Source organism: Lentibacillus sp., assembly GCF_035301675.1.
Taxonomy (GTDB): domain Bacteria; phylum Bacillota; class Bacilli; order Bacillales; family Amphibacillaceae; genus Lentibacillus.
In genome coordinates, this window is sequence record NZ_DATGTT010000104.1 from 1 (window position 1) to 13185 (window position 13185).

General features: G+C 42.1%; 11 protein-coding genes. 4 read left to right on the forward strand and 7 right to left on the reverse strand.

The features are described 5' to 3' along the window. Positions 1-255: 255 nt before the first annotated feature. The 7 genes from VK097_RS14565 to VK097_RS14595 form a co-directional block, all read right to left on the reverse strand. A complete protein-coding gene (locus VK097_RS14565) occupies positions 256-972 on the reverse strand; it encodes an FAD-dependent oxidoreductase (protein WP_324212525.1) in 717 nt (238 codons plus the stop codon). Positions 973-1275: 303 nt separating this feature from the next. After that, the gene (locus tag VK097_RS14570; protein WP_324212526.1) at positions 1276-3132 is read right to left on the reverse strand and encodes an exo-beta-N-acetylmuramidase NamZ family protein; all 1857 of its coding nucleotides are present in this window, start codon (positions 3130-3132) and stop codon (positions 1276-1278) included. A 195-nt stretch (positions 3133-3327) separates the two neighbouring features. Further along, positions 3328-3690: a PTS lactose/cellobiose transporter subunit IIA gene (locus VK097_RS14575; protein ID WP_324212527.1), complete on the reverse strand. Its 363-nt coding sequence runs from the start codon at positions 3688-3690 to the stop codon at positions 3328-3330. A gap of 147 nt (positions 3691-3837) precedes the next feature. Further along, complete coding sequence (celB, locus tag VK097_RS14580; RefSeq protein ID WP_324212535.1) at positions 3838-5094, reverse strand: PTS cellobiose transporter subunit IIC; 1257 nt, start codon at positions 5092-5094, stop codon at positions 3838-3840. Between the two features lie 23 nt (positions 5095-5117). Continuing rightward, the gene (locus tag VK097_RS14585) at positions 5118-5432 is read right to left on the reverse strand and encodes a PTS sugar transporter subunit IIB (RefSeq protein ID WP_324212528.1); all 315 of its coding nucleotides are present in this window, start codon (positions 5430-5432) and stop codon (positions 5118-5120) included. Between the two features lie 25 nt (positions 5433-5457). After that, positions 5458-6765, reverse strand: a complete 1308-nt coding sequence (locus tag VK097_RS14590; RefSeq protein ID WP_324212529.1) for a 6-phospho-beta-glucosidase — start codon at positions 6763-6765, stop codon at positions 5458-5460. Between the two features lie 140 nt (positions 6766-6905). Then, entirely contained in the window at positions 6906-8831 is a 1926-nt protein-coding gene (locus VK097_RS14595; protein WP_324212530.1) for a BglG family transcription antiterminator, read from the reverse strand. Positions 8832-8985: 154 nt separating this feature from the next. Here VK097_RS14595 and VK097_RS14600 point away from each other — a divergent pair, with 154 nt between their 5' ends. The 4 genes from VK097_RS14600 (at position 8986) to VK097_RS14615 (ending at position 12778) form a co-directional block, all read left to right on the forward strand. After that, a complete protein-coding gene (locus tag VK097_RS14600; protein WP_324212531.1) occupies positions 8986-10035 on the forward strand; it encodes a dipeptidase in 1050 nt (349 codons plus the stop codon). Between the two features lie 179 nt (positions 10036-10214). After that, a complete protein-coding gene (locus VK097_RS14605) occupies positions 10215-10997 on the forward strand; it encodes an ABC transporter ATP-binding protein (RefSeq protein ID WP_324212532.1) in 783 nt (260 codons plus the stop codon). Further along, the gene (locus tag VK097_RS14610) at positions 10981-11742 is read left to right on the forward strand and encodes an ABC transporter permease (protein ID WP_324212533.1); all 762 of its coding nucleotides are present in this window, start codon (positions 10981-10983) and stop codon (positions 11740-11742) included. The genes VK097_RS14605 and VK097_RS14610 overlap by 17 nt, the downstream gene beginning before the upstream one ends. 43 nt (positions 11743-11785) lie before the next feature. Next, positions 11786-12778: an ABC transporter substrate-binding protein gene (locus VK097_RS14615; RefSeq protein WP_324212534.1), complete on the forward strand. Its 993-nt coding sequence runs from the start codon at positions 11786-11788 to the stop codon at positions 12776-12778. The last annotated feature ends 407 nt before the right edge of the window (positions 12779-13185 follow it).

Genomic DNA, 13185 nt, shown 5'->3' on the forward strand with positions numbered 1-13185 from the left:
ATCGCGGCGGTTTTAGCCGATCTGCCCCACTGGTCGCAGGAGATAAAAGAAACACGATGAACGTAAGTGAATCGCTGTTGACTTATCGGACGGAGGTGAAGGAAGTCACGCTAGTCGCTGGGTGCTGGAGCCGGACGTGGCTATTTTTGATAAAGCATTCCTAGAGCCAAAAATTTATACTTTCTTTCTTATAAAAAACTATCACGGTATAATCACCATGATAGTTCTAATTCTGTATATAAGCGAATCTCCACATTAATACCCGTAAAATTCTTCGGCACGAATATTGTCCTCATTCGCACCGGCTTCTACAAGCATGTCATACATATCATTGACCATGCCGCCCGGCCCGGAAAGGTAATAAATTGGTTCGCTCACATCGGATACATATCGCTTCAGCATGTCCTCATCGATGTAGCCGCTTTCTCCATTCCATTCATCCGAATCAGCCTGCGTCATCACCGGAACAAATTTGAAGTTTGGGTTTTGCTCCTCAAACTCTTTGAGATCCGACTGAAATGGTGCATCTTCGGGCGTACTGTTGGAAAAAAGCAGTGTCATATCGTGTGATGTCTGCTGTTTTGTCGCCTCAGCAATCATGCTGCGTATCGGCGTAATACCAATACCGCCAATAATGAAAACAGCCGGAGTCGACTCGGTTTTATGAAGTGTGAAATTGCCAATCGGGCCGTCAAATTTCACCTCTGACCCCTCCGGCAATTTTTCCAGTTCTCGTTTAAATACAGAATCCCGCATACGCGTAGTTGTCACCAGTTCATTTTCAGATGGGGCATATACAAAGGAAAATTCCCTGCTGTTTCCTTTTTCATCTGTTTCACTCGGATCAATCAGCGTGAATTCACCAAATTGACCGGCTCTGAACGTAAACCCGTCCGGCATCTCCCAATGAAACGCCATTGTATCATTCGCAACTTTTTCCTTTTTAATCAGTTTGATTGTTTCTTCCGCCATAATTTCATCCCCTTTTCATTAAAATGATACTGTTTTCAACCTATTTAATCTTTTCCCTAATTATACCCGTTTAAACCCGCTGAAGGCAAAAGGCATGGGGGTGCAAACAAATCTGATGTCGGGCTCTTCTCCTTGTTGGAGTGTTTTCAATTCAGGATTTGCCAGTCTGATAGCAAAATAGCTTCTCTCAGTGCCCTATTGAAAATTTATATAAACAGAGGAATAAGTGTCAGGCTTAAATATATATTGAAATAAAAAGTGCCCCCCCCAACACATTCAGTCGAGGGGGGGTACATTACTTTGTCATTCATGTTTAATATCAATGACTAATCTTGAAGAAAACTCCGGCGTTTCAAATTGGACTTTTTCTTTTTTTAAGTTAAAAACTGCAACAAACATTTCCTCTTCCTGTGAATACTCAATTGAAGATAGTGACGGGCTATTTGAAATTTCAATTGTGTCTCCATCTTCATTCAGTTCCCCGCTGATGTCTCCATAAGGAACCTCAAGTCTCAGCGTATCGCCATGTTTAATTAAGTCATAGTTATTGATTGATTTGTTAAGGTCAAATACAACTCTCGTATAACCGGAATGAACAGCATGACGTATATTTTCTACCTGTGTTGCGGAAACCTCAGCTTCTCTGCTGGCCTGATATCCATCATATGTTGCTGTTATCCGGCCTTGTCCTTCTTTTTCCGCATAGAATGTTCCATTTTCCACATAACCGATATCATTGGAAGCATCCCATTCTATTGAATCAGGATCAATATCCAGTTTCTCACCGTGCTTATTGAAACCTCTTACTGTTAAATCAATATTTTGTCCTGGAGCAGCCGTCAAATCCAACGGTAAAATACCCAATATTCCGTCTTGCTTATAAGGTGGTGAGCCACTTGGATATGGCGGATACATTAGATATTGATTACGTACATCCTCAACCCATGTATCTAACTCTTCCCGCCAGGACCCTATGATGTCTTCAACTGGTTCATTATTCATGATCATGTCAGGGACTTCTGTGTCACCTATCAGATTGGCATAGCTGGAGGTCATTTCAAATTTCTCAGGATTTTGATCACGCATCGCATCCACAAGATGCAGTCCCAAATTCACAAGATCTACTTGAGAAGGGTCATCCATATGGACCTGGACCCCTCCAACCATTTCACCCTCGTATTTTCCAAACATTGGTGTGAAATATGCAGATCTGAATGTTACACCGGCAATATCACGATCATTCATTTCTTCGGCCAGGGCCTCACCGTCAATCCATGGAGCACCAACTAACTCGAACGGTCTGGTGGTACCAAGGCCAGTTGTCAATGTCGTGTCATCCAGCAGTTCGGTTCCAGCATATAAATAAGCTGTATTCCGGGTTGGTATATTAGGCGATGTCATGACCCACGGCAGCCCGGTATCCTCAAAATGCATTGTCCGTTTCCAACCCTTCATTTGAGCTACCTTTAAATCTACCCCCATACTATATTCATGGTTCCACATGACGGCCAATTCACCAACTGTCATGCCGTGCCTAACCGGTAGCATAAACCTCCCCATAAAGCTGACAGCATCTTCAGAACGCACAGGTCCTTCAACTTTGGTTCCGCCAATTGGATTTGGTCTATCCAATACAATCAATTCTTTATCGTGTTCCGCAGCTGCTTCCATCGCGAATCCCAGTGTATAGATATACGTGTAAACGTTCGAACCGATGTCCTGAATATCAAATAAGAGGACATCCACATCCTCAAGCATTTCTTCCGTAGGCTTCCATGTTGGCCCGTATAAGCTATAGACAGGCAATCCCGTTTTTTCATCGATATATGATTCCACATATTCCCCGGCTTCACGATTGCCCCGTATGCCATGTTCCGGACCATACAAAGCCGTCAAATTCACCTCCGGATGGTCGTACAGCAAATCAATATTACTTTCCAGATTACTTGCCACACCAGTCGGATTCGTTATCAAACCAACCCTTTTGTTCTTAAGCCATTTCAATTTCTTATTCAACAGAACCTCAATACCCGGAGTTACCTTTTGATTGCCATTATTTCCTTTATTATCATTAATGTCATTGGCACTCGAAATTATTTGCGAAGATGTTAAAGCGAGCACAAAAATTAAAATCATCATCATTAATTTCAATGTTCTCATAAAAACACTCCTTAAAGTGGTTGTTCAAAAAGGAGGATAAAAATGACCGGGAAGTTCAGGGCGGCGCAGTTTCGAGCAGCGGAATGTACGCATTTAGATACATGAGCCGCGGAGAAACAGGCCAGCGACGAAATTCGATGTGTCATTTTTACCGGACCTTTTGAACACGCTCTTAAAAGATATTATCGAGTGTAATCATGAAGACTTCCCAGTGCTGCATTCCTCGACTAAACGATTAACTTTCTCATTCAAATCCTTCTGATTCCGATAAATTTCTATCATCTCTTCAATCAGACTTTTTTCAGACATGACAGTCATCAAATGGTCCTGAGCGTGAACCAGCAATACCGGCAGTTTTTTCAACCCCCCCTTTGTATCCTCCTGAATAAATTTTGTCTGTAATTTATGGGCTTCCAATAACTCATCAGAGGCCTGTTTCATCTTTGGTTCAACTTGATCAAATGCTGCATTTCTTGCATTTTGAAGTGCTTCATGCAGATAATTTTTCGCATTTCCAGCATGTAAAATGATATTCATCGAAAAGCTCTCAATGTTCATGTCTTAGCCCTCCATAATAGCAGTCGTGCTTAAAAATATGCCGTATTGATGAGCATAGAGTGTCCTGCTGTAACCCCTGGTGTGAGACAAAAATCGTCAGCGTAGATCATTACTTTTGATGTATTCTTTTTCATGAACGAATACTCCCTATTCTTCTTTGGCAGCTGCAGCCGATTCGTTTTCTTTCTCTTCCTGCAAGAGCTTTTTATCATACAAACGGAAAAACGGGTAATAGATAAGTATCGCAATGATTATATTTATTGTCATTAATACACCACCACGCCAATCACCTGTAGTCAGCATACCTGAAAATGGCGGCGGAGTAGTCCACGGTACAATCACATAAGGTTTTCCTACAAAACCGAGTGACATGGAAAAGTACGTAATTATCCCAACTGCCAATGGAGCCAGTATAAAAGGAATCACTAATAATGGGTTCATTACGATTGGGGAACCGAATACGACAGGCTCACTAATATTGAAAAAACTTGCCCAAATGGAGCCGCGTCCCAGTCCTTTCAAGTGCTTTGAGCGTGCCCGCCAGACAAATAAAATCGTTAACGCCAGTGCCATACCTGAACCACCTACAGCCCACCAGATTGCCATAAAAGGCTGACCAATAATATGCGGAAGTTCTTCACCGGCTTGTTGCGCGGCCACATTCTGTTCGGTGAGACTATACCATATCGGTGCCATAACACTGGCCACAACAGAAATTCCATGAATACCAAAAGACCATAACAAGTGAATGAGGATTATTGCTATGATAGCTCCCCATAAGCTTCCACCCATAGCTTCTAAGGGCTGACGTAATACTGATCCAACAATTCCATGCAAGGACAGATCAAAGGCATTTTTTAAAATTAGATCTATCCCCCATACAGCAAAAATAATGACTGCACCAGGAATTAAGGCTGTAAAAGCACGCCAGACTGATGGCGGCACCCCTTCAGGCATACGAATAACAATATTTCTCCGTTCAAAAAAACGATATACTTCAACTGTAAAAATAGCCAGCACAATTGCGATAAACAGCCCTTCACTGCCCATTAAGTTTAACGGGATATTACCGTTTTCAGTGAGCGGCGTTGCAACAAAAAATGCAGCAAGACTCAGCACACCAGCTGACAGTTCATCCATCTCATAACTTTTGGCCAGGCTATAGGATATTGAAAATACTGCAACAAGTCCCAAAAGCCCAAATGTTGCATCCACTGGTATGCTGAGAGCAGGGGCATACGGCTCCATAAATTTCGACCACGATTTAATAGGTGGGGATGATATTATTAAGAATATACTGCCGATGATTAGTAATGGCATCGTTGCCACAATACCATCCCTGACCGCCTTCAGATGACGCTGCTCAGCCATCTTTCCGGCAACAGGCATAAAATAACGTTCCATAAAATCATTAAAACGATTCACAGTTATCCCCCTTTATATTTATTTAATTCTAGTGCTTGTTCAAGCACCTTCTCTCCATCCGTCGCACCATACGCCTTCATGTCAATAATGGCCATCGGTACATTGGCTGCTTCTGCTTTTTTCGACAGTTCATTTTTCTTATAACGTATCTGTGGTCCCAGCAAAATGACATCAGTGTTCTTCAGCTGTTTATCGATATCATCTGCAGGGTACGCTTCGATTTCGGCGTCAATCCCTTGAATTTCAGCTGCCTTCTTCATCCTTTCTACTAAAAGACTTGTACTCATTCCTAACGCGCATAGCAATGTGATTTTCATAGATTGCCATCCCCCTTGAAAATTGTCAGTTGAATTGTGGTAAGAATTCCTTATTTATTGGCAACATGTCATCTAAAATATTTTTTGCCCGTTCTGCAGATGGAACAAGCGGATGCAGTGTCAATGCCTGGTGTGCAAGTCCTTTGTCACCATAAACAGCCGCTTCCACTGTGAGTTCTTCATAAGCTTTTACATTTTGCAAAAGCCCTCGGATCTGTGCTGGCACATCACCAACTTGAAGCGGCGTTATCTGATGACTTTCCACAACACAATTTACTTCTATACTTACATCATCAGGCAAACATTTTATCGTCCCATTATTCCGAACGTTAAGTGTGTGAACATCTTTCGAATTCCGATGCAGAGAAAGAATTAAATTAATGGCCGCTTCAGAATAATAAGCCCCGCCTCTTTGTTCCAAAATATCAGGTTTTTCCTGTATCTCGGGTTTTTGATAGACTTCAAACAATTCTTTTTCTATTTCTTGAACATTATCAGCACGTGTTTCGTTACGGTAATATTGTTCAAGCTGCTTCTCAAGGATATGATCCGTCTGGTAGTAATACTTGTGGTAACCACACGGGACAGCCCCCAGGGACTGCAGAAATTCTGGATCCCAACCAAAAGCAGGAATATTTTTTGCTTCATAACTGTCTGATTTGCCGGTTAAAATGTCATCAATTCTTGATTTTCCTTTAATATATAGATCAGTTATCCAAATAAGATGATTAATACCAGTAAAATGAATACTGACATCATCAATTGCAACGTTATAGGAGTTGGCAAATTTTTTATAAAAATTAATAGGATTATTGCATAGACCAATGACTTTAACCTGACTGTACTTTAAGATGGCCTCTGTTATAATTCCCGCCGGATTTGTAAAATTTAACAACCATGCATTGGGCGCCAGTTCTTCAATATCCCTGCAAATATCAAGCAAGACCGGTATTGTTCGTAAAGCTTTCATGAACCCCCCTGCCCCAGTTGTTTCCTGTCCGATCACGCCATGTTTGATTGATATACATTCATCATTTCGTCTCATGGCTAATTGGCCAACCCTAATTTGGGTAATAATATAATCAGCATCTTTTATTGCTTCTTTTCTATCAAACGTTTCAAAGATTTTTATTGAACATTTTTTCTTTTTAACCATACGCCTTGATAAATCCGCAATAATGGATAACTTCTCTTTTCCTTCTTCGACATCTGCCAGCCAAACTTCAGATACCTTCAATACATCCTGATTATTAATAATCCCTTCCATTAATTCAGGAGTATAGGAAGACCCCCCTCCAATCACAGTTAATTTTAGATTTCCCAATTTGACCATCCTTTCTTCTGTTAACCCACATTCACCTTGTTATTTCTATTTTATAATGAAAGCGCATTCATGTTTAGTTGATATTTTACCGCTTGCAATGGAAAAAATGTCTATATAAAAGCAAAAGAATAAAATGAATTCCTTTGCCGTCAGTGTCTCTCAACAGATTTAATGACGTCTTTGAGTTGTGTAAATGTTTCACATTCTAAAAGTTGGAAGACCGCCTGCTTATTATCAATTAATCTGACAAGTGAGTTGAACATTGGTTTTAAATCATCACTTTTTGTTTTATCCACATTGAGTAAAATAACTAGTTGGACGTGCTTGTCACCCCACTGTATAGGGTTTCTTAACGTGACAATCGATAAAAAAGTAGCGTTGGTTCCAGGTTCAAGGGGGTGCGGCAATGCTACAAGATTACCGAAACTGGTCGGGGCATAATCTTCTCTTTCCAACACAGATTTTGTATAACCTCCTCCTGCTTTCTTATCTTTTATGATGACTTCAGTCAAAAACTGAATAACCGCTTCAGGAGTTACAAAATCACAATTCAAAAAAGTATAATCAGGAATTATCGTTTTTTCCAGGGTGGTGGCTGAGTCCCCTAAAACTTGTTCAATCTCAGAAATGTCACTATCACCAAGTATGGTGCTGACATAAATTATCGGAACCGGCATTTCCCGATCAATTGGAATTGTACTTATGATAAAATCAATGCCTTCTTGTGCCTGGTTATTTAAAGTATAATATTCCGTTGTTCCAACTATTTCAAGTTTGTCACTGAATTTATTTTTCAATTTATATAAAAGTAACTGTGCACTCCCAAGCCCGGAGGAACACACGATCAAACACCGCTTTCGTTGAGATGTCGAACGTTTAAGCTTTTCTTGAGCAGTTTCAATATGAAGTGCTATATAACCGATTTCATCTTCATTGACATGAATGTCTAACTGTTCGTAAAGTACGTCAGCGCTCATTAGTGCGGCTTCAAATGATAGCGGATATTTCATCTTAATTTCTTCCAACATTGGATTACGTATATTCATTTGATGGCGGTATCGATTGATGGCGGGCTTTAAATGCAGACTTAAATTTTGCAGAAATTCTTTATCGTCGGATAGTTTCAGAGCATATTTCGTGTCAATCCGCTTCACAATCTCTTTAGCAAGAACGTCGGTTTCAGAATCCAAAACTTGAACATCATTGCTCTCATTTATTGAAGACATCAATTTAGTTCCTCTTAAATGGATGGATAAATAGGTTATTTCGTTTTCGGGGAAACGAACACCCAGCCCTTTCTCGATATCCTTCATGATTTCATGTGCAACTAAAAATTCCTTACCCTCTTTTGCCTGAGGAATTTCTTTGCTTGGGATGTGTACTGATTTATCTTCACATATCCGCTTATAAGCTATGGCAAGGTGGGTTAATAAATTTTGCAGACTGATATCCGAAATAATAATCTGATATTTTCTCAAATTACTTAGAATGCTCTCCCGAATAACTTCTAAGTCTTCTTCAGATACGATCTTCATCCAATTCGTTTCAAGCGGCAATGGCTCCTGGTTAAAAATATACTCAGAAATACAGAATCTGATTAATATTTCCTTTCCTCTGACTTTAATGCCATAATTAGGTTTATGATAAATGGTCAGCTCATAATCGCTTAGGATGCTGCGAACAGTTTTCAAATCGCTTTGTAATGTCGATCGGCTAATAAATAATTCGGCAGCTAAATCCTCCATCTTTATATAATCAGAGCAAAACAACAGTTTCTCCATTAAGAAATGAATCCGTCCTTCAGGTTCTGCAGGAATTATTGAATGTTGATTTTTATCATATTCCTGAAGAAATCTGTTAAGTATCTTCTTATCATTTGGCTTTAAAAGGTAACCTTTTCCCCGGACTGAATAAATTTGGATGTCATATCTTTGTAAAAGCGGATTTAATTCTTTGATATTATTTCTGATTGTTTTTGGACTCACGTTAAACACAGCCGATAATTGAGCACTTGTTAATGGTTCATTATCGGCATTAATAAATTCTTCTATAATGGCTTGTTGACGGGAATTCATAATCCCACTCCATTTTTCGAATATTGTGTATAATCCAATATAGCACGTTTTTATTATTTTCGCGAACAGATATAGAATGCCAGGAAGGTTATAAGGTCTTAATAAATGTATGATAAAATTAAACAACACTATCAAACAAAAGGAGCGACCAAATATGACTAAATTCCCAATATTCGATGGGCATAACGACACACTGCTCAGACTGCACATGTCTGATAATTCGCCATCATTTTTCGAGGAAAGCTCAGCAGGACATATTGATTTGCCCCGCGCCAAAAAAGGCGGGTTTGGCGGCGGTTTTTTTGCGGTTTATACACCGAATGAGAACTATGAAGTTGAGCCTGAAGACCACTTGACTGACAATGGTTATGATGTGCCGCTTCCACCGAAGATCAGCCATGAACAAGCTTTAACGTTCACAAACGGGCTTGCAGCGACATTGTTTAAGCTCGAATCCGAAGCAAATGGTCAGCTTAAAATTGTCCGGACGGCTGATGATTTAGAGTATTGTCTGGAAAATGACATTATGGCGGCGATTTTTCATATTGAAGGGGCTGAGGCGATCGACACCAACTTTGATGCGCTTCATGTGCTCTATCAAGCCGGACTTCGTTCGCTTGGCATTGTCTGGAGCCGGCCGAATGTCTACGGAGAAGGAGTGCCATTTCGCTATCCATCATCACCCGACACCGGAGATGGGCTATCCGATAACGGCAAAGCGCTTGTCCGCGAATGCAATAAGCTCGGTATTATGATCGATAACACCCATCTTAACGAAAAAGGTTTCTGGGATGTTGCGTCCCTCACCGATGTTCCGCTCGTGGCAACCCATTCCAATGCGCATACTCTCAGCCCTATCGCCCGAAACCTGACAGACAAACAACTCTCGGCGATTGCTGAATCAAATGGTTTAGCCGGCATCAACTATGCGGTAAATATGCTCCGTGAAGACGGCCGACTTGGGACAGATATTTCACTGGATGAAATTGTCCGTCACGTGGCGTATATTGCCGAGAAATTCGGTGTTGAGCATGTGGCGCTGGGGTCTGACTTCGACGGGACAACTGTTCCAGATTCTCTGAAAGATGTAACAGGCCTTCCACAACTGATTGAACGCCTGAAAGCACATGGTTTCCATGACGACGAGCTGCAGAAAATCACGCATGGGAATTGGCTGCGCGTACTGCAGGATACTTGGAAATAACGTAATACATACAGGACCGGTATCTTTTAAAGATATCGGCTTTTTTATGCTCCGCAAATGCCCATTTTTTATTTTTATTTGATTTTCTATTGGAAAATGGATAAAACCATGGTAAAATGCTTAAAACACATAAATCCGATATAATTAATCAGATTTATGTTTGGATAGGAGTGAACACCATGTACCTGGACATCGATAACACCTCCAAATCATTTCAGCGCAAAGATGAGCAGCGACTTCAGGCGCTTGAAAATATCAATCTATCCATTGAAGAGGGGGAATTCGTATCATTGCTGGGTCCATCCGGCTGTGGTAAATCAACATTACTGTCCACCATCGCCGGACTGTCGCAGCCATCATCCGGTTCGGTCAGCCTTGAAAATGAATTGATAACTGAACCAGGTCCGGATAAGAGCATGGTTTTTCAAGAACCTGCATTATTCCCATGGATGTCAGTCAAAGAAAATGTCACGTTTCCACTGCGCAAAAATTTGAGCAAAAAGAAACAGGAACAAGCGGCAGCAGATTATTTGAAAATGGTGCATCTGAGCCAGTTTTCCGAAAACTATCCGCATGAGCTCTCCGGCGGGATGCAGCAGCGGGTTGCGATTGCAAGAGCTCTGGCGATGGATTCCGGTCTGCTTTTAATGGATGAACCGTTCGGGGCGCTGGATGAACAAACACGGCAGGTACTCCAGGATGAAGTGGAAAAGATCTGGCTGGACACTAAAAAGACAATTGTTTTTGTCACGCACAGCATCCGGGAAGCAATTAAACTGTCAGATCGCGTTATTATCATGAGTGCACGGCCGGGCACCATCATTTCAGATTTTAAAGTCAACCTTGAACGGCCACGGCAGCAGCAAGGTATGGCTGCACTGGAAGAGGATGTCATGGCGATTTTGAAAACAGAGATTGAGAATGTCATGGAAGAGGAGTTGCAGTATGCCGGCAGTCATTAAACGCGTTATATTTTTCGCTTCCCTTATTTTAATCTGGCACGGGATTTTCCTTCTTGGCATCTGGCCGGAGTCTATGATTCCCAGTCCATTCACTGTTGCAGAAACACTCTATGCCGGGTTTGCTGACATGACATTGGTCTATGACATTATCGCCAGTTTTCGCCACCTCCTGATCGGCCTTGCCATTTCACTCGTGATCGGCACACTTCTTGGCGTTCTGCTCGCCAAAGTGAAGACAGCCGACGAAACACTTGGCACCATGATTTTAGCGTTACAAAGTGTTCCAAGTATCGTGTGGGTACCGCTTGCCATCATCTGGTTCGGCTTTACCGAAGCATCGATTATTTTTGTTGTCATAATCGGCGGAACGTTCGTCATGACGATGAATATGCGGATTGGCATCAAGAATGTCGCACCCATTTACCTGAAAGCTGCACGTACCATGGGATCAACAGGAATGGACCTGTTTTTGAAAGTCGTTGTGCCGGCATCCATTCCGCATGCAGTAACCGGCGTTCGTCTGGCTTGGGCCTTCAGCTGGCGTGCACTGATGGCCGGCGAAATGCTGAGTACGGGCCCGGGGCTTGGTTATACTCTCAGCTACGCATCGGATTTTAACAACATGAGTCTCGTAATCGGCATCATCATCATTATTGGCGTGATTGGTTCCATTGTCGACCAGCTTGTATTCCAGCGAATTGAAAATAGAGTGCTCAAACGCTGGGGAATGGAAGAAGCAGCATAACATGAATAATTATTTCATGATCAACAGAAAGGGGATTTTCAAGTTGAGAAAGTTTTTGGGATTCTTAATGATTAGCACACTCTTGGTTCTCGCAGCATGCGGGGGCAGCGGTGAAGCTTCAGGCGATAAAGAAAGCAAGACAGTGACCATCGGTTATTTTCCTAATCTGAACCACGCACCGGCAATGGTTGCGAAACAGAAAAAAATGTATAAGGATCACCTGGGAAAAAATGTTAATGTCGAATATCAGACATTTCCGGACGGTTCCACATTTATGAAAGCCCTGGCAGCCGGGGAAATTCAAGGCGGGCTCGTTGGACCAGGTCCTGCCATGAACAGTTTCATCTCCGGCGTCGATGTTCAGATCATTGGCGCATCGTCAACCGGTGGCACGGTTATCGTATCCCGTGACGGGAGCGGTATTAAGTCATGGGAAGATATTGAAGGCAAAACGTTCATTTCACCACGTGTAGGGTGCACACATGATGTCCAATTCGAAACGTATATGAAAGAAAAAGGCATTACATCCGAACGAATCGGCGGTTCCATGAAACATGTGACAGGTGAGCCTGCCCGATACCAATCCTTATTTGAAAAAGGCGATGTAGATGTGGCCACCGCACCTGAACCATGGGCATCTGTCATGGAAGCAAAAGTGGATGCCAACGTCGTTATCCCGACCAGTGAAATTTCATTTGGCGAGACACTCCCGGCTGCAGTCATGGTCACATCAGATGACATGATTGAAAACAACAGTGAACAGGTTCAAAAATTAGTTGACGCTCATAAAGATTCCGTTAAGTATATAAATGAAAACCCTGATGAAGCCATCGATATTACCATCGAAGGGATTGCTGACATCACGGATCAGCAGCTGGAAAAAAGCGTTATGGAAAATGCCTGGGAACGCACCAACTTCACATATGAAGTCAATGCAGACGTCATCCAGGAATTCGGCAACTCGTCACATGACCTGCAATTCCTGAAAGAGAAGCCGGATTTTGAAGGATTTGTAAATAAAACTTTTATTCAGTAGACGAACAAAGGCTCGGGGCGCCCGTTTAGCGACGTACGGACCGCGCTCAGCGCTGCAGGAGATAAAGGAAACAAGGTGATCATAGGGAATCGCTGTTGACTTATCGGACGGAGGTGAAGGAAGTCACGCTGCAGCTTTAGTGCTGGAGCCGGACGTGGCAATTTTTGATAAAGCATTCGTAGAGCCATAAATTTATACTTTCTGATATTAAGAAAAAATGGGACGCGGGGTCTGATCCTTGTCCCACCAAAAAGAGCGGCAGTTGAATAACCGCCGCTCTTTTTTATTCTATACTTTACCAGGATTCCGTTACTGTTTTCGGCGCCAGGAAGTTCAGCAGATAATCCGGGCCGCCTGCTTTGGCATCTGTTCCGGACATCTTAAACCCGCCAAATGGCTGATAGCCA

What these genes read in the sequence shown, in the direction of transcription:
- VK097_RS14565 (WP_324212525.1), bottom strand. Translation starts at nt 972, where the DNA reads ATGGCGGAAGAAACAATCAAACTGATTAAAAAGGAAAAAGTTGCGAAT.
- VK097_RS14570 (WP_324212526.1), bottom strand. Translation starts at nt 3,132, where the DNA reads ATGAGAACATTGAAATTAATGATGATGATTTTAATTTTTGTGCTCGCT.
- VK097_RS14575 (WP_324212527.1), bottom strand. Translation starts at nt 3,690, where the DNA reads ATGAACATTGAGAGCTTTTCGATGAATATCATTTTACATGCTGGAAAT.
- celB (WP_324212535.1), bottom strand. Translation starts at nt 5,094, where the DNA reads ATGGAACGTTATTTTATGCCTGTTGCCGGAAAGATGGCTGAGCAGCGT.
- VK097_RS14585 (WP_324212528.1), bottom strand. Translation starts at nt 5,432, where the DNA reads ATGAAAATCACATTGCTATGCGCGTTAGGAATGAGTACAAGTCTTTTA.
- VK097_RS14590 (WP_324212529.1), bottom strand. Translation starts at nt 6,765, where the DNA reads ATGGTCAAATTGGGAAATCTAAAATTAACTGTGATTGGAGGGGGGTCT.
- VK097_RS14595 (WP_324212530.1), bottom strand. Translation starts at nt 8,831, where the DNA reads ATGAATTCCCGTCAACAAGCCATTATAGAAGAATTTATTAATGCCGAT.
- VK097_RS14600 (WP_324212531.1), top strand. Translation starts at nt 8,986, where the DNA reads ATGACTAAATTCCCAATATTCGATGGGCATAACGACACACTGCTCAGA.
- VK097_RS14605 (WP_324212532.1), top strand. Translation starts at nt 10,215, where the DNA reads ATGTACCTGGACATCGATAACACCTCCAAATCATTTCAGCGCAAAGAT.
- VK097_RS14610 (WP_324212533.1), top strand. Translation starts at nt 10,981, where the DNA reads ATGCCGGCAGTCATTAAACGCGTTATATTTTTCGCTTCCCTTATTTTA.